20 protein-coding genes are annotated in these 21,358 nt (G+C 34.8%); 15 read left to right on the top strand and 5 right to left on the bottom strand.

Annotated elements, in window-relative coordinates; genetic code table 11:
- The first annotated feature begins 9 nt into the window (after window positions 1–9).
- The 10 genes from ribD to ACIP9C_RS03345 all read left to right on the top strand — a co-directional run bounded on the left by ribD (window position 10) and on the right by ACIP9C_RS03345 (window position 11,051).
- Window positions 10–1,119: a bifunctional diaminohydroxyphosphoribosylaminopyrimidine deaminase/5-amino-6-(5-phosphoribosylamino)uracil reductase RibD gene (gene ribD, locus ACIP9C_RS03390; protein WP_401008618.1), complete on the top strand. Its 1,110-nt coding sequence runs from the start codon at window positions 10–12 to the stop codon at window positions 1,117–1,119.
- Window positions 1,116–2,201 carry an FAD-dependent monooxygenase gene (locus ACIP9C_RS03385; protein ID WP_401008616.1) on the top strand — a complete coding sequence of 362 codons (1,086 nt, stop codon included), beginning with the start codon at window positions 1,116–1,118 and terminating at the stop codon, window positions 2,199–2,201. Before ribD ends, ACIP9C_RS03385 begins: the two co-directional genes overlap by 4 nt.
- A gap of 16 nt (window positions 2,202–2,217) precedes the next feature.
- The gene (locus ACIP9C_RS03380) at window positions 2,218–2,781 is read left to right on the top strand and encodes a 5' nucleotidase, NT5C type (RefSeq protein WP_401008615.1); all 564 of its coding nucleotides are present in this window, start codon (window positions 2,218–2,220) and stop codon (window positions 2,779–2,781) included.
- A 1,176-nt stretch (window positions 2,782–3,957) separates the two neighbouring features.
- Entirely contained in the window at window positions 3,958–4,806 is an 849-nt protein-coding gene (locus ACIP9C_RS03375; RefSeq protein ID WP_401008613.1) for an ABC transporter ATP-binding protein, read from the top strand.
- 3 nt (window positions 4,807–4,809) lie between these two features.
- Window positions 4,810–5,466: an ABC-2 transporter permease gene (locus tag ACIP9C_RS03370; RefSeq protein WP_401008611.1), complete on the top strand. Its 657-nt coding sequence runs from the start codon at window positions 4,810–4,812 to the stop codon at window positions 5,464–5,466.
- 32 nt (window positions 5,467–5,498) lie between these two features.
- Entirely contained in the window at window positions 5,499–6,179 is a 681-nt protein-coding gene (locus ACIP9C_RS03365; protein ID WP_401008609.1) for an ABC-2 transporter permease, read from the top strand.
- Window positions 6,180–6,214: 35 nt separating this feature from the next.
- On the top strand, window positions 6,215–6,910 hold the full coding sequence (locus tag ACIP9C_RS03360; RefSeq protein WP_401008607.1) for an ABC-2 transporter permease: 696 nt from the start codon (window positions 6,215–6,217) through the stop codon (window positions 6,908–6,910).
- Between the two features lie 193 nt (window positions 6,911–7,103).
- Complete coding sequence (gene lanKC, locus ACIP9C_RS03355; RefSeq protein WP_401008605.1) at window positions 7,104–9,695, top strand: class III lanthionine synthetase LanKC; 2,592 nt, start codon at window positions 7,104–7,106, stop codon at window positions 9,693–9,695.
- Between the two features lie 214 nt (window positions 9,696–9,909).
- On the top strand, window positions 9,910–10,047 hold the full coding sequence (locus ACIP9C_RS03350; RefSeq protein WP_401008603.1) for a class III lanthipeptide: 138 nt from the start codon (window positions 9,910–9,912) through the stop codon (window positions 10,045–10,047).
- 173 nt (window positions 10,048–10,220) lie between these two features.
- The gene (locus tag ACIP9C_RS03345; protein ID WP_401008601.1) at window positions 10,221–11,051 is read left to right on the top strand and encodes a class I SAM-dependent methyltransferase; all 831 of its coding nucleotides are present in this window, start codon (window positions 10,221–10,223) and stop codon (window positions 11,049–11,051) included.
- Between the two features lie 537 nt (window positions 11,052–11,588).
- On the opposite strand, the gene ACIP9C_RS03340 is transcribed toward ACIP9C_RS03345, so the two are convergent.
- From ACIP9C_RS03340 to ACIP9C_RS03330, 3 genes are all read right to left on the bottom strand, one after another.
- A complete protein-coding gene (locus ACIP9C_RS03340; protein ID WP_401008599.1) occupies window positions 11,589–11,906 on the bottom strand; it encodes an IclR family transcriptional regulator domain-containing protein in 318 nt (105 codons plus the stop codon).
- Between the two features lie 110 nt (window positions 11,907–12,016).
- Entirely contained in the window at window positions 12,017–13,135 is a 1,119-nt protein-coding gene (gene solA / locus ACIP9C_RS03335) for an N-methyl-L-tryptophan oxidase (RefSeq protein WP_401008597.1), read from the bottom strand.
- Between the two features lie 117 nt (window positions 13,136–13,252).
- Window positions 13,253–13,885 carry a nitroreductase family protein gene (locus ACIP9C_RS03330; RefSeq protein WP_401008595.1) on the bottom strand — a complete coding sequence of 211 codons (633 nt, stop codon included), beginning with the start codon at window positions 13,883–13,885 and terminating at the stop codon, window positions 13,253–13,255.
- Between the two features lie 129 nt (window positions 13,886–14,014).
- Here ACIP9C_RS03330 and ACIP9C_RS03325 point away from each other — a divergent pair, with 129 nt between their 5' ends.
- A complete protein-coding gene (locus ACIP9C_RS03325; RefSeq protein WP_340825448.1) occupies window positions 14,015–14,359 on the top strand; it encodes a winged helix-turn-helix transcriptional regulator in 345 nt (114 codons plus the stop codon).
- A 358-nt stretch (window positions 14,360–14,717) separates the two neighbouring features.
- Here the strand turns inward: ACIP9C_RS03325 and ACIP9C_RS03320 are convergent, their stop codons facing one another.
- Together ACIP9C_RS03320 and guaD are read right to left on the bottom strand one after the other, a co-directional pair.
- Window positions 14,718–16,070, bottom strand: coding sequence for a uracil-xanthine permease family protein (locus ACIP9C_RS03320; RefSeq protein ID WP_401008593.1), 1,353 nt, complete (start codon window positions 16,068–16,070; stop codon window positions 14,718–14,720).
- Window positions 16,071–16,186: 116 nt separating this feature from the next.
- Complete coding sequence (gene guaD / locus ACIP9C_RS03315; RefSeq protein ID WP_401008592.1) at window positions 16,187–17,557, bottom strand: guanine deaminase; 1,371 nt, start codon at window positions 17,555–17,557, stop codon at window positions 16,187–16,189.
- A gap of 384 nt (window positions 17,558–17,941) precedes the next feature.
- Between guaD and ACIP9C_RS03310 the strand changes: the two genes are divergently transcribed.
- The 4 genes from ACIP9C_RS03310 to ACIP9C_RS03295 all read left to right on the top strand — a co-directional run bounded on the left by ACIP9C_RS03310 (window position 17,942) and on the right by ACIP9C_RS03295 (window position 21,292).
- Window positions 17,942–18,583, top strand: coding sequence for a hypothetical protein (locus ACIP9C_RS03310; RefSeq protein ID WP_401008591.1), 642 nt, complete (start codon window positions 17,942–17,944; stop codon window positions 18,581–18,583).
- A gap of 271 nt (window positions 18,584–18,854) precedes the next feature.
- Window positions 18,855–20,048 (top strand): YbfB/YjiJ family MFS transporter, encoded by a 1,194-nt coding sequence (locus ACIP9C_RS03305; protein ID WP_401008589.1) that lies wholly within the window; start codon window positions 18,855–18,857, stop codon window positions 20,046–20,048.
- 74 nt (window positions 20,049–20,122) lie between these two features.
- Window positions 20,123–20,806 (top strand): HAD family hydrolase, encoded by a 684-nt coding sequence (locus tag ACIP9C_RS03300; protein WP_401008587.1) that lies wholly within the window; start codon window positions 20,123–20,125, stop codon window positions 20,804–20,806.
- A 27-nt stretch (window positions 20,807–20,833) separates the two neighbouring features.
- Window positions 20,834–21,292: a 2-thiouracil desulfurase family protein gene (locus ACIP9C_RS03295; RefSeq protein WP_401008585.1), complete on the top strand. Its 459-nt coding sequence runs from the start codon at window positions 20,834–20,836 to the stop codon at window positions 21,290–21,292.
- Window positions 21,293–21,358 lie beyond the last annotated feature (66 nt).

Raw genomic sequence — 21,358 nt, 5'->3', positions numbered from 1 at the left:
GGTACAAAGATGACGACAGATGAAAAATATATGCAATTAGCATTAAATTTAGCAGCGAGTGCAAGAGGGAATACGAACCCCAATCCTCTTGTTGGAGCTGTTATTGTAAAAGATGGTGTTATCGTAGGCACTGGCTTACATCGAAAAGCGGGGGAACCGCACGCGGAAGTGCATGCCTTTCATATGGCAGGAGAGCACGCAAAAGGTGCTACTCTTTACGTAACACTTGAGCCATGTTCACATTACGGTAAAACGCCCCCTTGTGCTAATTTAGTCAAGGAATCAGAAGTGAGCCGAGTTGTAGTTGCGATGCAAGATCCTAATCCAGCTGTAGCAGGTAATGGTATCCAATTATTGCGTGATGCAGGCATTGAGGTTGAGGTAGGTGTGTTAGAAGAAAAGTCACGACGTTTAAACGAACGCTTTATTCACAATATGCTCACTAAACGGCCTTTTGTTATTTCAAAATATGCGATGACATTGGACGGGAAAATCGCTGCGCATACGGGGCATTCCAAATGGGTAACTGGTGCAGAAGCTCGAGAAGATGTCCATCATATTCGTCACGAAGTAGATGCAATATTAGTTGGTGTTGGAACAGTGATTGCTGATAATCCATCTTTAACGACGAGACTAAACGATCGCCAAGGCAAAAACCCAATACGCATCATTATGGATAGCTCTCTTCGTACACCGACACATGCCAATGTTCTAAATATAGAAGAAGCGAAAACAATTATTGTTTGCAGTGAGGATGTTAAGCAAGATCAAATCAACGTTTTAGAGGCTAAAGGTGTCACTGTCCTATCTGTCCGAAAAAGTAAGGAAGGTCTTCATATTGATGATATGTTAGAAAAGCTTTATTTACTTGGAATAACTGATATTTTAGTCGAGGGTGGAAGTGCGATTAATGCTTCATTTTTACAAGATGCCGCCATCGATAAATACGTTATTTACGTAGCGCCTAAAGTTTTAGGTGGAAGTTTATCTTTAACACCTTTTGCGGGCTATAATGCGCCAACAATGGATGATGCGTGGGATGTTGCATTTGATTCCGTTGATAAGGTAGGGCAAGATTTACGCATTATTGCTTATCCGAAAAAAGATGAAGGTAAGTGAATTTTCAAGCGGATGTATGTATTGTAGGAGCTGGACCAAGTGGTGCACTTCTCGCTCATTTGCTAGCGAAAAAGGGTCTGTCCGTGATACTGCTGGAACAAAGCGCAGCACTTGGGCAGGCTTTTCGCGGCGAACATTTAAATGAAGAGGGCGAGACTGTTCTCAAAAACCATCATCTCTTTGAAGCGATAGAAGCTCTTGGTTTATTAAGAATGGAAAAACTAGAATATTATGCGAAGGGCGAAGCGTTTAAAACAATTTTTCCAGAAGCTTCTGTAGGACATTTAGGTATTCATGTTCCTCAAGCACATTTGCTTAAAGGTATCCTTCAACAAACAGCTCACTTCCAAAATTTTAAGTGTTTCCTAAATACAAAGGTGACAACACTAATGACGGATTCTTCAGGCCGATATGTCGGCGTTATCGCGACAAAGGACGAAGAAACGATTGAAATTAAGAGCCAGCTTATAATAGGAGCGGATGGTCGATATTCGACAACTCGAAAACGAGCACACATTACCATCCAAAAGCACAAGCATGGTTTTGATTTACTATGGGCAAAAATTCCTGCGCCTCAAGGCTGGGAGCCAGCTATTAAAATGGCGCTTATTGATGATATGCAATTGTCGCTTTTCTCACAGACAGGTGGCTATATTCAAATTGGTTGGAATATTAAACAGGGTGATTTTCCACAACTTAGAAAACAGGCAATTACTCCGTTTATTAACCAGCTTATAAAGGCTTTTCCTGAATTAGAGGAAAACGTTCCTCACCATATTCGTTCATGGCAAGATTTTATCCTACTTGATGTGTTTAGTAGTCATTGTGACTGTTGGGGGACACAAGGACTTGTCCTTTTAGGCGATGCCGTTCATACGATGACACCTACTGGCGCATTCGGCTTAAATAGCGCGCTAAAGGATGCTGATTGTCTTGCGTCATTACTAAATAAGGACTCTATTAAACAATTTAATGTGAGAGATTTTCAGCAACTGCGAGAACAGGCCATTGAAGAAGTATTGGCGCAGCAAATTGAAAAAGAACAAACTTTTGCCTTTCACTTTATAGATCAGGCATCTTGAAAGGAAGAAAATATAGATGAAATTTGGCTTTGATATAGATGATACGCTGATTAATTTACGTGCTCATGCCTTTTCGCTTTATAATAAAAAGCTAGGCAAAAATATAACAGACGAAACCTTTCAAGCTTTGCAAAGAGTAGAGATTCATGAGCCCTTTGGATTAACAGATGCAGAGGGCTCAGCAATGTGGAACAGTTCATTGGATGAAATCTATTTTACGGATTGTCCGATTTTCGAAGCGGCACTTGAAACATTGCAAGCATTACATCAGCAAGGACATGAAATTTATTATATTACGTCACGTCCAAAACAATATTGTCAACAAACGCAACAATGGATGCGAGCGCAAGGTTTCCCTGTAGAAGAAGGGCATTTCTATTGTGGTATGCAGGATGCGGAGAAAATAAATATTATTAAAGAACTTACTTTAGATGTTTACGTTGATGACAAACCAGCAGTGCTAGAAACACTACAGGGTATTAACACAAAAGTAATATTAAAAAATCAATCGTATAATCAGCATGTAACATTGCCGCGGTTGCATCATTGGCATGAGTTTTTAAGCATAATTAATGACTGAATGGATTGGTATAACGAAGTTTCGTTGTACCAATCTTTTTTGATTGTTTTTGTACATAATAGTGAAATTATTAATGGTTTAATTGTATGAATTTAAAGACTAGTTATAAATAAAAGCTTGATAGTTAATTTAAGGGGCTTTGGAGATGGAGTTAGCCGAGGATAAGGTGGATTCATTGTTAGTTACTATTTGAGTATCATTTTTTGTAGTGCTTTTCTAATCGGATGTATTGTAGATTGCAAGATTTAATGAATCTATTTTATAAAGGTGTTAAAGCTGTGTACTTCTGATTTAAGATATCAATTTTGTCCCCATATTTTTTAAAAGAAAAGCTTTCCTACCCCATCTAATTGCAAAGTATGACATTTTTTTGATGTTCCGTCATTTTTCATTTCAACACGAGAGACGTTTATTCTAAGTTGTTTTTCAGTCAAGAAGAGTAAATATTTCACATCAAACGACAGAAAAATGACGGTTACCGACAGAAAAAATGTCGGTTGAAATGGCAGTTATGGGGATGATAAACTAGTAATAACATTAAATAGTAAGTGGGGATATAGCGGTTTTCTATCATTATGATACAAGCAAAAGAGCTATATTTTTCTATAAACGAGAGCGCTTGTAAAATGATTTCTTGAACTTTTATAAAAGTGACGGACTTGAATACTATGATTCTGTTCTAGAAATCGGTAACGCAACGATATTCCGTTACATATCAGAAGTCGATTCTCCCACATCAGATAAACATCCACGCAATGAAACAAATAGAACGAGATTCGACATACTTCGCATTTTTGCAAAACACTTCTAGGCAGAATAAAGGGCTAAAAAGTTTTCTAAACAGGAGGAAACTTCAAGGTCATTTTTTCCATGAAATAATACCTCAATTCACTTAATAAAGCTGAAGCCTTTTTAGCAATTACAATTATACTATTCTGCACCGTCTCCCCTCTTTCGGAAATAAACACCATTCATAAAACGATGACAACGACTAAGATGTTAGCAATGTGTAAATCTATGCAACACTTAAGATTTATTTCTATTTGTATAGATAATAAAGAAGAAAGAATACCATTTTTAAAAATTACAAACTTTATTTTCCGAATATTATAACTAATTAAGTGTAGCTAAGCTGTAGACATATTAATTTTAATATTAATAAAGGAGGATGAAATAATGTCAAATCTTTTAGAAATTAATAATCTTAGAAAGTCATATGGAGACAAAGTTGTCTTAGACGATGTTTCATTTAATGTGCCACCAGGAGCTATTGTAGGATTTATTGGTAATAACGGGGCCGGTAAATCGACAACATTTAAAGCAGTGTTGGAATTGATTCATAAAGAGAGCGGTACAGTGAAACTATTTGGTAAAGAAAATCTAAATAAAGAAGTTGAACTAAAAGAAAAAATAGGGGTGGTATTTGATGCGATCAATCTGCCGTCTAACCTTACAATAAAGCAGTTAGGTAAAGTGTTTGTCAAAGTGTTTGATTCTTGGGATCAAAATGAATTTGATCGCTTAGTAGATATTTTCTCTTTACCTAGAAATAAAAAAGTCGGCTCATTCTCACGTGGGATGTCGATGAAAATATCTATAGCTGTTGCATTATCACATAAAGCACAATTATTAATCTTAGATGAAGCAACAGGCGGTCTTGATCCGTCTTCAAGGGAAGTGGTCTTGGATGAATTGGCGAATTTTGTGAATGAAGGGAGTCATGGTATCGTACTTTCATCCCATATTATGAGTGATATTGAAAGGATAGCAAGCCATCTTGTCTTTATTAGTGAAGGTAAAATAACTTTAAATGCGGAAAAAAATAAAGTGTTTGAAAAATATGCTTTTGTGGATCTGGATAATGAACAGCTAACTCAATTGAACAAAGATATTGTCGTTGCCCGAAGAAGACATGGTGCTACCGTCACTGCACTTGTAACAGATAGGCAAAAATTGCCGAATGAAGTAGCGGCTCGAACAGTTTCAATGGAAGAAATCAGTGTGTTTTTAACAGGGAGTGAATAATAAATGAAAGGTCTATTATTTACAAACTTTTATTTAGTTCATCGAAGCATTTTGGTGTACACACTGATAGGAATAGGGGTCACTGCATTTTATTTGAAGCTAACTGGAGGTGCATATGCAATTTTTAGTGCTATTACGTTGGGTTTAGTAATAACAATGCCTGTATGGGAAATTCTAAAAGTTGAGTCTCAGTCTGGTTATAATAAGTATGTACTCACTTTACCGGTTAGTAGAAAAAATATTATACAAAGTTATTACTTAGTCTATTTTTTAGTAGTAGTTATAGGTGTAATACTATTTGTTGGTATCTTTTATGTCTATGGACTATTTTCAGAGGTTTCAATTGACCTTAGTCTATTACAAACTATTGCTTTTACAATTCTCTCAATGCTAACACTCGGAGCGATAATATTTCCATTGATTTTTATGTTGGGGGAAGAGAAGTCTGATTTTATTCTATTGCTGAGTCTATTGTTCATGGGTTTAGTAGTAAATTCACTCCGCTTGGGCGTGTACTCTTTAATAGAGCAACCACCGCTGTTAAAGTTTAATCTCGATCCATTAAAGCATGTTCCGATAATATTGCTTCTAATAGGTATTTTAATTTTTCTTATATCTTTTTTTATTTCTCTATTTATTTATTGTAAAAAAGAATTTTGACTTACACTTTTAAAATAGAGGTGACTAAAGTAATGAAAATGACAGGTTTAGTATTAACAAACTTTTATATGGTTTATCGAAGTATGATAATATACACGGTTGGAGCAATAGTAACAGGTGCTGTTCTTTTTATATATATAGGGGATGAGAAATTTTTTGGAGTTGATGCTGAATTCTTCGTTCCTAGGATTATTTTTCTATTAAGTATACTTCCTGCATTTGAAGTTTTAAAAGTTGCAGCGAAGTCTGGTTATGATAAGTATGTACTTACTTTCCCAGTTCGAAGAGGAACTATTGTGAAAAGTCAATATATCTTTCTTGCTTATATTACAGTTGCAGGGATAATGGTAGCTCTTGGTGCTCTTTATCTATTCAGTCTACTTTCTTGGATATCATTAGATATTTTTTTATATCAAGAGGTGATATCTATGTTTACCATATTTATTTTAACTGGCTCTGTAACATTCCCACTTATCTATTTGTTTGGGGCAACAAAGTCAGATATTTTTGTATTGCTAACTTTCTTTGGTTCGTATTATGTTGCAGGTTTAATAAGTAAGGCAATGCAGTATATAGCCAGTTTAATGGATATAGATTTGCATAATTTCAATGTATTTATAGGTTTTTCAGTGATATTTGTTTTGATTGGTATGTTAATCTATATTCTTTCTTATTATTTTTCTGTAACTATTAATAACAAGAAAGAATTTTAAGTCATACTTTTAAAAAGAGGAAGAGTGAATAGATCATGCAAATGCTAGGTCTTCAATATACAAACTTTTATATGGTTTATCGAAGCGTTTTGATGTACGCAGCGATAAGTATAGTATTATCTGGTATTTCGATTTGGGTTTCAGAGGTCTCAGGGGATTCAGAGCCTTTCGTATTAGGTGAGAGTGGTCAGTGGTTAGCTATTAGGTTTATTATGCTGCTTATGATGTTCCCAACATTGGAATTGTCAAAAATTGAGGCTAAGTCCGGTTATGACAAGTATGTGCTTACTTTACCAGTTCGTAGAAGTACTATTGTACAAAGTTACTATCTTTTCTATTTTTTATCCATAACTATTGGAGTTATATTATCTTATGGCGTCGTATATATATATACGTTATGCTTCCAGCTATCCTTTAATAGTAAAAATGTTGTTGAGTGGATTGCTGTCGATGCTGTTGCTTTGCTCCTAGCGGGAGCAATAATATTCCCACTTCTTTATAACTTTGGAGTAGAAAAGTCAGATGGTATTATAATTGCAGGAGTATTTGGACCGTTTATTGCTATAAATTATGTAGGAGAGATACACTATTTACTGGAGCGACTTCCGTTGTCAAATTTTAATTTAAATATATCGACACTTCTGCCAATTTTATTGCTTCTAGTGGGTATTTTGCTTTTTCTTCTATCTTCTTTTATATCACTCGGTATCTATCGTAAGAAAGAATTTTAAGCTCATAATAGTTAGGGCGTATGGGCTAGTTATATATGGATAATAAAGTGTTAAGGAGAGGAACTTTAGTTTCTAAATCTTCTGCTAGCAAATTGAAAACTTTTAGTGTTACTACACCGTAATCTTCTTTTATGAAAAAATCTAATAGCGAGCATGTATGAATGTGCTTTTACATTAAATGGAGGGGATTTGAATGGAAGGTGTAATGCTCTATTTTAAGTATCTGAAACCAAATTCTAAATACTACGGTGAAAAGGAGATAACAGAAAAGGAAGATGCATACGAATTAAGTGATATTCCAGATAATTATTCTGTTATATCAGATGGTGACTCGGTTTGGAAACACTATCAAGTGAATGATGCAATACTTCCAGAACAAGGTTGGAAAATTCATATAACTTCATCATTAGAAGATTCAAAAAGTGTATTAGAGAAGGTAGCAAGATTATGTATAGATAAAAAAATTGAGTTCAAACATCTTAAAGACATGGATAGTATGATAGCGTTGAATTCAAAAAATGCGAATCGTGCCTCCTCTGGAAAGTTTATAACTATCTATCCAATGAATAATGAAATCTTTATTGAATTGTTAGAAATAATTTCTATCACACTTCAAGATTTTAAAAAAGGTCCATATATTCTTAGTGATAAGAGATGGAAAAACAGCAATGTGTTCTACAGATACGGGGGATTTAAAAGTATTATTAATGAAAACGGCGAATATTGCATTAAAGATGATGAAGGCAATTTGATACAGGATCAAAGAAATCCCTTTTATCAGGTGCCTGATTTTGTGAAAGACTTCGATGATTATCTAAATACAATCAATATTGCTAGCGATTTAGAAACGAAAGGGGACAAGCGTTTAGAGCAATATAACATTGAAAAGGTACTTAGTTTTAGTAACGCTGGTGGGGTATATCTTGCGACTCGAAAGCAAGATAATTTGAAAGTAATTATAAAGGAAGCTAGACCGAATGCAGGTTTAGATGGAGGATTTCGCGATGCCTTAGCGAGGCAAAAAATTGAATATGATGCTTTGCAAAAACTTAAAGGTGTACCGGGTGTTGTTAATCTGATTGAGTATTTTCAAGAGTGGGAACATTATTTTCTCGTAGAAGAATTTATCGAAGGGAGAGACTTACAGAAATGGATTGCTCAATATTTCCCACTTTATAAAGGAAGCAATATGCATAGCCATGTTAAAGATACCAAGAAGATTCTATTACAACTTTTTACGTTAATAGATAATATGCATAATGTTGGGGTTGCTATGGGAGATATACAACCTACCAATATTATAATAACTGAGGATTTAACTGTTAGGATCATAGATTTTGAAACTTCTATGGCTGTGAATTCCAAAGAAAAGCCTAATCTAGCTACACCTGGGTTTGTTTCACAGGACATAACGGTTAGCGCTGCAAGAGATTGGTTTGGATTAAAAAAATTAATAAGATATTTAGCACTCCCAGTTTTAGTTTCAGAAGATTTAGAGGAATATTTACAATGCAATCATCTTAATTGGATAAAAGATAATTACGGATATGAATTTTATCATTTTCTTTTAGATTTACAAGAAAAATGTGACGAAAGAATAAATGATTACCAAGAGTATTTACCTGAAAAAATAAGTCTTAGTCATCAGATAAGTAACTTCAATATAGCTTCTATTATAAATAAGTTAATAATTGGTATTGAAAATGGTTTAACAGAGGATGAAAGGTTCATTAATGGTGATATTCGTCAATTTGAAATGAATGGAGGGAAATTTAATTTTTTAACTGGAGGAAGTGGTGCTGCGTTTACACTTATGAAAAATCGAACTAATACGACAGAAATAGATAAATGGATTAAAAATTTTTTATTAGATAATTTACACCAAATTGAAGATAATGGATTATTTACTGGGAAAACAGGTATATTGGCTTTGCTGTATGAGCAAGGGTATAAAGATATTGTTTTGAATGAGTTGAAAATGTTAAAAGATACTATTAAAAAAACAGATATTTCGTTACGCTCCGGCCTTTCTGGAATAGGTCTATTTGTAATAAGTCTATATCTCGAGACAGGAAATTCAGAACATTTGGATTTGGTAGAGGAATTAGAAAATTTAATAGAATTAAATAGATTAAAAGATAAGCCGTTAAAAGTTACGGACTGGATGGGGGTTGATAAAGGTATAATTGATGGATTGTCTGGTGTATCTTTGTTTTATTCGGCACTTTATTCAGTTACACATAATAAAAAGTATTTAGAAAAGGCTGAGTTACTTCTAATAGAGGATTTGAAATCAGCAAAAAAAGACGATGTATTTGGGATGTTACAGATATTGGATAGTAAAAATAGGCTATTACCTTATCTTTCTGGAGGATCTATCGGAGTTGCAATTTCAATTTGGTTTTTCAATCATGTAAGTGGTCAAAATCTATATCGACAAGAAATGGATGCGATTCTAAAAACATCAAAGATACATTGTACAATTAGTGGAAGCTTATTTGACGGTGCAGGAAGCTTTCTGTTAATCCCCTCTATGGTAAAGGAAGGGGAATATCGTCAAGAAATCTTGAAAGATGTATTGAGTTTACTTAATCTCTTTTTAATAGAGAAAAATGATTATTACATATATCCAGGACAATTTTCTTATAGATTAGCCGATGATGTTTATACAGGTAGCTCAGGAATTGTTTTAGCATTGATGGGAGTAGTGAAAGGCAATCCACTTTATTGGTTACCGCTGATTAACTCAGATAAATTTTTAGCAAGAACAAAAGCTGAAAATTAGTACCAATGGCAATAATAATGAATGGTTTTAATAAAAGTAAAAGAGGTGATCAAGATGAACACAGTATTAGTATTATAAAAATAGTGCCATATACAGAAGGCAATGGACAAGCACTACATGCAAAAGTAACACTAAAATCACATTTTTCTTACCTAGATCTAAAATAAGTATTTGCTGTAAATAAATCCTCAAAAAAGTAAAGGAGGTGATCAAGATGAATACGGTATTAGAATTACAAAAATTAGTGCCAGACACAGAATTCAAAGGACAAGTACTACATGCAACAATTACAACGATCACAACAATCACAACAACAGTTGGTAGATCGTCAATAAGTGTTCGCTGTAAATAAATCTTCTATGAAACTATAGGAGATTTATTTAAAATGAACAAGCTAAATTTGGCAACAATTTTGACCAATTTTAATTAGTGATTAACACCTGATTGCATAGTTGAACTTTAACTATGCAATCAGGTGTTGATTTATTGTAATCATAAATCTTCAAATAAATGGGGGTTGAAGGAATGGAAAAATTATTGGCTATAGCAAAGCACCCTGAGCCTTTTGAACCAGGAACAAAAGAAGTCTGGCTTGATGAGGTTGTAGCAGATTATGTTTTAAAAGCACATTTTGACGAGACTATACCTGGTGGGAGTAGGGAGAGTACATTTATTGATGAAACTGTTAATTTTATAACACAACTTGCACCAGTGGAAAAGTATAAAAAAGTAATTGATTTAGGTTGTGGTCCCGGTCTTTATTCCTATAAAATAGCAGAGAAGGGATATGATGTTGTTGGTGTAGATTTCAATAAAACTTCAATTGAATATGCAATCAATGAATCCGTTAAACATAATTTATCCATTGACTATAGAATTGAAGATATTACGAATATTGAAATTGAAAATGAGTTTGATTTAGCACTACTCATCTATCAAATTTATTGTGTCTTTAGTCCAGAGAATCGAAAAAGAATACTTCGTAATGTCCACCGTGGATTAAAGCCAGGTGGATTAGTTCTATTGGATGTATTATCAGAGACAAATTATGAAAACTTTGAAGAAAATTTAATGTGGTCATTATCTCAAGGAGATAGTCCAATGTCTGACAAGGAACATTTAGTTTTATTTGCTTCAATAAAATATCCTAACCACGTGTCATTGGCGAAAAATGTTCTCGTTTTTGAGGATGGTAAGATTGTGAATTATAATTATTGGAATCAGCATTTCAGCATTGATAGTTTAGAAAAAGAAGTGAATGAGGCTGGATTTACGCTTGAAAAGGTTTATGCTGATGTAAATGGTGTAGATTACATTGCTGGAAGTGATTCCTTTGCAGTTGTATTAAAGAAATAATTTTAAGCCTGAATTTTCAAATTGAACTTTAATGAATATACGTATATCGGCAAGAAGTTTATTTAATTTAGTAAGTTCCTAGAGGTGAAAATTTGGAAACGAATTAAAGTATAGATAGGGAGCTTTGAATATTTTGAACCGCAACAATATTATTTTGTCTTGGAGGGTGCATAAATATTCAGTGAATGTACTCGTGAAGTTCGACGGAATTTTAGGTAAAATTATTGTTGTTTATAAAAGAAAATGAATTGACCTGATACAGAAGCCAATTTAAAAGCGTAGATTAAGAGGATTTATGAGGTTGAATATGATATTGCAATCTTATCATTTGCGAGGAGCAAATGAATCCTGGCAGAAAGTAAATCAAAAGAAGTTCAATCAAAAGGGATTTTGTAAATTATATCTGATAAAGAAAAAGGTAAGGGAAATTTAGCTATGAAAAATTTGCTTTGGCAAAAATAAAATACCGTCGTTTTAACCTTTTTAATTAACATGATTGTTTTTCTAAGTCTATAGCGACATTTCGAATGGTGGCAATTAATTGATTTTCTTCGTAATAATTGTAATGGCTTCCGGTATAACGAGTGTGACAGAAGAGATGATTTGACGTGAAGCATTTAAAATTGGTGCTGATACAGAACGTGCGCCACGCACACGCTCGCTATTACTTTTGGTAAAACGTTGCACACGAATTTGCTGTAAATCGTTCAATAGTTGCTCTTTGGAACAAATCGTCCTATCGGTAATCGGTTCAAATGTTAGATGTTCTACATAATCTTCAACATTAGGCATAAAAGCAAATAATGTTTTAGAGGATGCACCTGCATAAAGCGGGGAGGTATCACCAACAAACATTTTTGTGAGTCCATGAAAAAACGTTCTTTAGTATACTGAGCGTAATGTTTTTAATCATATAGTGTAACGAAAACAACCAAGAGACATTATGTTCTCTTGGTTGTTGTTATTTAAGCAAAGCGGCTAAGCTGAAATAGGGATAAATCTTGCTTACTTTCTCCATATAAAATAAGATCAGATAAAACTTCGCCAACTGCACTACTGAATTTAAAACCATGACCTGAAAAGCCTGCAGCAATCACAATATTTTGATGGTTAGGTAAGAAATCTATAATAAAATGCTCATCAGGGGTTACTGAATATTTGCACGTTTTTCCGAATGATAGTACACCATGCTGTGGCATAAAGCGGTTAATAAAATGCTGTAATTCAGCACCATCTTGCTCATCAAAAGGACGTAGTGGCTCATTCGGATTGATGGCCTCACCACCGTCATGACGTCCAAGTTTTAAACCAGCACCGTCGATACTTGGAAAACCATAATACGAAGAATTTGCAAATTCGAAACAATAGGCAGGAAAAATAGCATCGCGATACAGGCAATCATCTGCTTCAAACCAAGCAAATGTTTTTCGAGTAGGGGTAATTGGCAGTGAAAGGTCCATTGTTTGAAGTAATTCAGAGGCCCAAGCACCTGCTGTTACAATAAGTTGTTTTGTTTCATAGACGCCCTTTTCTGTATGTATTTGTATTATTTCTTGCGCCTGAATAGTGTGCACCTTTTCATGGGTATGCAAGAGTGCGCCTTGTGCTAATGCTAATTTTTTGTAGGCATGAATACAAGCTTCCACTCGTAACACACCAGCAGTTGGTTCAAAACATACGACCATTTCTTCAGGTAATGTTAACCCCGGCCATTTTTCCATTGCCTCTGCAGCTGTATATTGTTCTAATGGTAGATTATAGAGATTAGCGCTTTCCCTTACATTTTGAAGAAAAGTGTGATTGGTTTCGCCAACATTCATTACACCTGTTTGTAAAAATAATGAATCGTTTGTTTCAGCTTCAAGTTCTCTCCATAATTGTCCAGCGCGTTTGACAAAAGGTACGTAACTAGCACCTTCACCGTAAGCAAAACGAATTATTCTCGTGTCACCATGGTGACTACCTTCTTCATGTGGCGGATTAAAAGCATCGAGCATAAGGACGTTTTTACCGGCTTTCGCTAAATAATAACCCGCTGCCATTCCCATCGAGCCAGCACCTACAATAACCACATCATAAATCATCTTAATCCCTACTTTTTTCCTCTAGTATAGCAAAAAAATTGAGAATTTTATAAATTTTTTTGCAAAAACATCACCCCCGCACAATTACATGTGCGGGGGTGGTCAAGTATTTACCTATTAAATAAAACGAGCAATATCTTTTAAGGGTAAACGAGACGAGCCATAAGCAGGTGCAGCACCTTTACCGATAGCGATAAGGACTACAGGGAAAATATGCTCTGGTAATTCGAATCGTTCAGCAAATTTCACTTTATCAAAACCGCCCATTGTCACAGTATCATATCCTTTTTCTTTAGCGATAAGCATAAGTTGCATTGAAATAAGACCTGCATCAAATGTAGCAATATTCTTTCGTACCTCTAATGGTGCAGATGGGTAAGTACGTAGGGTATTCGCAATCATTAAATCCTTCTGTGCATCACCCATATGACCTTCTGCGACATTCTGTGTATAAATTTGTTCAACTTGTTGATACATTTCGGCATTTCCTAACACCGCAATCACTGCTGATGATGTTTCAACTTGTTCTTGGTTATTGGCAATAGTACGAAGCTCTGTTTTCACCGCTTCATCTTGAATGACAAGAAATCTCCATGCTTGTAGATTACTAGATGATGGGGCACTCGTTGCTTCTTGAATGATTTCTTCAAGCTCTGCTTGAGGTATTTTAAAAGTAGGATCATAAACACGCACTGATTTTCGATCCTCCATAATTGTATATAAATCTGATTTGTTATTTGTTGTTGACATAATTTCCTCCTAAAAAACTTACTAATGGTAAGTTGATAAAAGAATCTTACCATTAGTAAGTTTATACGTCAAATAAAAAATATTATATGTTACAATAGAAATATGGAATTAAAAGTGGGAGGTTATTATATGACTAAATCAAATTGTTCACATATATGTAGTAGCTACCATCAGGCAATTGAATTTATAGGAAAACGTTGGATGGGCATGATCATCTATACGTTATTACCTGGTCCAAAAAGGTATCATGAAATACATGCCACTATCCCTGGCATTTCTGATCGTTTGCTAACAGAACGTCTAAATGAGCTTGTTCAAGCAGGTCTAATCGAGAAAAAATATATTGATTCGTCGATAAAAAAAGTAGAATATGCGTTAACACCGAATGGCTTAGCATTTCAGGAAGTCATACTGTCTATTCAAAAATGGATTGATTTATGTGATTTTGAACAAACTACGAAAGAGTCAACATAAAAAAGACAAAATACATTGAGAGTGCCACCCTCTTAAGGTATTTTGCTTTTTTTAATATTTAGTTTCCTATAAATCTTACTCAAAACAATTGAAGTCCATGGATAGTTGCTTTGCAATTTGGATGAACCTAATATTCTGCATTAACATCAAATACAAATGATTCTTTCCGTTGTTCCATACAGCATGATTTCATAAATATTATATTCCTCTTAAGATGGCATCGTTATTTTTCCCTCTTTAACATATTCAATTGTGCTATCTTAGTGTGAGCCGCGTGGAATGAAAATCAACTGAACATAAAAGAGACTGTAGGGCAAACTCACAATGTGATTTTTCTACAGTCTCATACTTTATTAATCTATTTAACGTTCGGTAATATTTTATTTAAAAGAATGGCAGCTAGAGCAGCAGTTGCTACTGGAGAGCCGAATAAGTATTGAACCGTTGTTGGTAAAGAATATAAGAAATCTTTCGGTAGTAATGTTAACGCTAATGTTAAAATGACTGGTATAGCGATGACGTACATTTCTTTTTCGCCGATGCGTTCATTTTTCATTACTTGTAACCCACTAATCGCAATGATGCCACAAACGATTACGAAGACACCACCGATAACTGCCGATGGAATGGCAGAAATTAACGCAGCTAATTTACCGGAAAAACCGAACAAAATAAACCAAGCACCTGCAGCAATAAAGACACGACGACTTGCAATACCTGTAATGGAAATAACACCTGCATTCGTTGAATAGCCAGTTACTGGTGTAGAACCCAATAATGAGGCGATGAAACAGCCAATACCTTCTCCGATTACTCCACGATTTATTTGCTTATCTGTCAATGGTTTTTCAATGACATTACTAACCGCAAACCATGTACCTGTTGTTTCAGCCATTAAAACAATATAAATAATAATCATTGTCAAAATAGCAGAAAAGTTAAATGTAAAGCCAAAATCTGCGAAAGGAATTTGTGGTAAGCTAAACCACTTTGCTTTTCCAACTGCTGACAAATCTAATACACCCATTAAATTAGCAGCGATACAGCCTATAAGTAACGCTATAATGACAGATGCAATACGAAATGCACGACCTTTTTGACGGAACACAGAGCCTAGCATTACACAAACAATTAATACGATAGCGGAAATAAGAGCTAAATAAATATTTTGGTTAATCGTAGCGCCAGCACCTTCAAAAATATTACTACTTAAACCAACTGGCATTAGCGATAATCCAACAACGAAAATAATTGTACCTCCTACAATTGGAGGAATAAAAGTTTTAACAATTTTATTGAAAATACCTGTATAGCCTAAAATAATGACAAAAATTGCACCAATTAAGCTTGCTCCTAACACAGAGCTCCAACCAAGTTCGCCACTGCCACTAGCCGCATAAATACCTACAATCGCACCTAGTGGAACATAAGACGGCCCTTGTGCGATCGGAAGCTTCATGCAGAAATGAGTTTGAACAATTGTCGCTATCCCTGCTGCAATAAAAGTCGATTGTATCAATGCGCTTGATTGACCTGATTGCAAACCTATTAACATTGCAATAAGGAAGGGAACTACATAGACGTCCATTGCCATAACATGCTGTAAACCTAGAAGAACTGATTGGCCAAATGGCACTTTTTCATCGGGTAAAACGGTTAAATGCGTAGTATTACTTTTATCGTTTGCTAGATTGTTTTTTTGCGTTTCCACTAAGACGTACACCTCAAAATTTAAGTTTTTATATGATGATCAGTATTTGAATCTTATCTCGGTTCGGGTTCTCCCCCTGCTGCTACAGCGAAGGGGAGAGTATAGTTTGCGTTAAATCATTTGCTTCTTTCATGAACTTTAGTGCCTTGCACCCACACTTCACGAATATTTTCAGGACGAACAAGATACATGATTTTTTGGAAGATATCAATCAAATCTTCATTGTTATCATAGATTGGAAGTTTGGCAGTTGCTATTTTTGTATCGATTACTTGAACATCCCACGTATAGTTTTCCTGTAAGCGACCAACTGGTAGGCTTAAACTTGCACCACCGCCAGCTGTTGCTAAATAAAATGCTTCATTAATTGTAATGCGTGAATTTGGCACCCCACGTTTGTCTGCAGGAAGCGCTGTATCAACACCATCCTCCAACATTCTAGATGACATAACAGCTTGTCTTGCATTATCGAAAAGACTCGGAGAGAAGCCACCAGAAATATCTGATCCTAAACCAATATCCACCCCTTTTGAGTGGAAGTGGGCAATTGGAATGACACTGTTAGCAAAATAAGCATTTGAGATTGGACAATGACCAATCGCTGTGCCTGTTTCAGCAAATAATTCTGCATCTTCATCGTTTAAAAAATTGCAATGTGCCATAACAGACTTATCACCTAAAAGACCGAAGTCATGTAACGCATAGGCGTCATTTTTGTTGAAGCGGTTTTGTACATAACCATGCTCCCAATCGCTTTCACTACAGTGTGATTGGATATGTGTATCATATTTAGCAGCCAATTCTCCTAAACCTTTTAATGCACCATCTGTACAACTCGGAATAAAGCGAGGCGTTACTACAGGATATACACCTTGTTTTGTAGTTTTTGCTAATTCTTTAACAGCTAAAATAAATTCTTCTGTGTCTGCTAATGCTGTATCTGTGTTTGCATCACGATAAAATGCTGGGTTTTGTTCAGGGTCATCCATAACAACTTTCCCAACTAGACCACGTTGCCCTTTTGTAGCACATATTTCAGCTAACAATAAGCTTGCCTCTTTATGGACAGTTGCGAAGTATAACGATGTAGTTGTGCCATTGGCAAGTAGGGTACTAACTAAATCTTCATAGACCTCTTTGGCAAATACTAAATCAGAGAACTTCGATTCGATTGGGAAGGTATATGTGTTTAGCCAGTCATTTAGAGGGATGTCTAAAGCAGTTCCAGCTTGAGCCCATTGAGGAGCATGTACATGCAAGTCAACAAAGCCTGGGAAGAAATACTGACCATCAGTTAATTGATGGAAATTGCCTTTTCCTTCGTATGTATTTAGTAAGGTTTGATATTCAGGCTGTTCTGGTGCAATAGTTTTTTCTATCATGCCGTCTGCGTTAATGCAAAAAAGATAATCTTTTAATATTTGTACTTCTTTTGAAGACTTACTTGAAAAAGCAGTCCCTTTGAAAATTTGCGTATATTCATTCATGGTTTACACCTCAACGTTCGTATTTTAGTATCAGCAGGGAATATTATAGGACAATTAAACTGTAAAGTCTATAAAAAAAACGAATAAAAGCTTTTTGGTTTAATAGAGATGTAAGGGGAATTAACATAAAATGAAAAGAGTTTTACAACAATTTTATGGAATGGGAATATATAGCTGTTGGAAGAGAAATGAAAATAGAGGTTGAAAACTTAAAAATTTTTGAATAAAATAAAATTGAGAATCATTATCATTTAAACGTTTTGCGCAAAAGGGAGGTTGCAGTATGGTTTATTAGAATCCAGTAAGGCATAAAAATGGAGATTAGATGATTATAACTTTCACTGCTAGAGTCACTATATTTCTAAACGGAGAAAGGAGCATACTATGAAAAAAATAAGTAGTGTATTCATTTTATTTGTAGTTATTTTAGGATTAGTAATTCCTAATTTTGCTTTGGCAGCAAGTGATGGCCGACAAGAAAATCCATTTGAAGCGCCAGAAAAATATGTTTCCTATCTAAAGTCATTTGGTGATACTTACGATGAATTCATACAGCAGTATAGTGAATTATCGAAAGAACAGCAGGAAGTAATTTTAGATGTTCTACAAAATGGCGGTAATTTTGATGTAGAACTAACTGAAAACAGTATGCAAAGCGATGAAAAACAAAGATTTACTAGAGCTACCGTAGGAAATAGACCTGTATCATTTGATGCAGATTTTAGATTGTTCGGAATAACTTTTGTGAAAGTGAGATTAGAGGGTAGGTTTGAATATAGTAATCAAAAAGTAACTACTGTACAGTATAAAAATGCTTACATTGTTCAGAATTTTGTCCCTTTAAGTGGATTTGAAAGAACATCTTTAGATGCGTATGTTAATGATGATAAATTCTATGCGAGTGCTGCATTTACGGCATTTGTAGGTGCAAAAATAGGAGATAATATTATTGGCGTGCGTCCAAGAACCTTTAACATTCAATTAAATTCTGATTATAAAGGGAATGTGAATGGACATGCATGGTAAAAAAGCAATTGTTGTGTCGGGAATATGTTTAGTTGTTTTTTTGATTATATTATCTATCGTTATTAGTTTAAGAGCCAATTATTAATCAAATAGATTTACCAAAGGACTCAAGTGTAAATACTTGAGTCTTTTTTCTGAAAAAAATTGGTGCAACATCTATAAAATATTATTTTTATAGATTGAATATTGGAAAAATTTTATAAATTATATGTTTGCTTTATTAATGTTCATTAAGTATCCTTTTAATAACAATAAAAAGGGAGGGGATGCGATGAATCGTCAACATATAGGGGTATTATTTGGAGGAGTATTGTTACTCGTAGTAGCCATGGGCATTAGTCGTTTTGCTTTTACACCCATTTTGCCATTTATGCGGGAGGATGTCGGATTTTCGTTTAATGTTGCCGGCTTTTTAGCATCAAGTAATTATATTGGTTATTTTATTGGTGCCTTGTGGGCTGGATTTATTTATCGACAAAAGAAAAATTTTTTACTGTTGAGTGTTGTGTTAAACGTCTTTTCTGTTGTCCTTATGGGGCTAATTGAAAATTATAGTGTTTGGCTTGTCCTGCGCTTAGTTGCAGGGATTACAGGAGGGCTTATATTTGTTTTAACCTCTAGTATTATTATGGATTATTTAGCTAAACAGTCACTGACAAAGTGGTCAGGTTATTTATTTAGCGGTATAGGGCTTGGCATTGCCATATCTGGCTTGTTCGTACCTTTCATTGAAGTACGTTTTGCTTGGCAAGGTACTTGGATTGGCTTAGGAATTTTATCAGCACTTTTATTAATTATTACACTTATCTTATGGAGAAATTTACAAGTTCACGATAGCGTGAAAGTTACTAAATCATCTGATACAAAAATGTCGCGAGGTTTTATGCCTTGGCTTATTGCTGCATATGGGCTTGAGGGACTTGGCTATATTATTACAGGTACATTTTTAGTAGATATTATTCACAATATTCCTTCGCTCCAAGCGTACTCTTCCTATAGCTGGGTCATTGTTGGACTAGCAGCAATTCCATCTGCTCCAGTTTGGACTGTCTTATTAGAAAAGTTTTCTGCAATAAAGATTTTGTTTGTGGCGTACATATTGCAAGTATTAGGAATTTTGTTGCCAGTATTTTCACAAACAGTGTGGAGTGTTTTATTGTCCTCATTTTTATTCGGCTTAACATTCGTAGGCATTGTAACATTAACAACTGCATATGCCAGACAGCTTTTTCCAACCCAGAGTGGACCAGTCGTGTCAGTATTAACAACATTTTATGCATTCGGACAAATAATCGGGCCAATAATTGCTGGACAGCTTGTAGTAATATACAACAGCTATAAAGCAGCACTCATCTTTGCAGGAGTCATTGTATTTTTAGCATTAATAGTGATGTTATGCGGTAAATGGATCGTCATGAAACAACAAGAAAAAATAGCAAATTTAAACGTGCAGTCTACACCTTAGTGGAAGTCTTGACGGTGCCAGGCACTCGTAATATTCTGAATTGTTTGTGTGCCTGACACCGAAAAAAGGAGGGAATGGCCATTATTGAAGCTGTGCTGTTTGATTTAGATGGTACATTGTTAGACAGAGAGAAGTCACTGATTGCATTTGTTTCACATCAATATGAGCGTTTAACTCCTAAACTCTCAAGTATTCCAAAAGAGGACTATATTAGCCGATTTATTGAATTGGACAATAATGGATATGCGTGGAAGGATAAAGTTTATAAGCAATTAATAAATGAATTTAATTTGACAGATTGTACAGTTAAAGAGTTACTTGATGATTATGTTTCTAGCTTCAAGTATTATTGTAAACCTTTTTCGCGTTTGCACAGTATGCTTAATGAATTAAAGCAGCAAAATATCAAACTAGGTATGATTACGAATGGAAAAGGACAATTTCAATTAGATAATATTCGAGCGCTTGGTATTGAACAAAACTTTGAGGTCATTTTAATTTCCGAATGGGAAGGTATAAAGAAGCCAAACCCTGAAATATTTGATCGTGCTTTAGCAAAATTACAAGTAAGTGCCGCATCCAGTATGTTTGTTGGCGATCATGCATTGAATGATATTGAAGCCGCACAAAACATAGGTATGGTAGCAGTTTGGAAAAGAAATGATGCAAGTCCAACGGTAAAAGCAGAATATATTATCGACGAATTGAGTGAAATTCCAACGTTGGTTCAAAAAATGATTTTTAGGAAAATGAAATGAAGTAAGGTTTATTTGGAGTGATTAGATATGATGTTAATAAGTAGTTGCCTAGCGGGATTAAAGGTACGTTATAACGGTACGGATAGTTTGAATGGAAGTATTCAACAGCTTGTTAAGGAAAATAAAGCCGTCACAGTTTGTCCTGAATTGATGGGTGGTTTCACTACTCCTCGAGAACCGGCAGAAATTATCGGAGGAGACGGTGAGGATGTCCTAAATGGAAAAGCTGTTGTGTTAGAAAAATCTGGTAGGGATGTAACAGAGCTTTATGTAAAAGGAGCACATGCGACACTACAGAAAGCACTTGAAATAGGCGCTACCACAGTCATATTAAAAGAATACAGCCCTTCTTGTGGTAGTGCAGTGATTTATAATGGTCATTTTAATGATTCTAAAATAGTGGGGGTAGGTGTGACAACTGCACTATTAAGGAGAAATGATATTCAGGTTATTTCAGAAGAAACATTTTTTTTAGAAAATCAATAATGATTAAAACAAATTCCTTTTTTAATTAGGAGTTTGTTTTTTATTACATACTGTAACGTATAATTT

This window comes from Lysinibacillus sp. NPDC093210, from assembly GCF_044753985.1.
In the GTDB taxonomy this organism is placed as follows: domain Bacteria; phylum Bacillota; class Bacilli; order Bacillales_A; family Planococcaceae; genus Lysinibacillus.
Note: the sequence above shows the minus strand (reverse complement) of the source record. Positions and strands in the feature narration are given on the sequence as shown.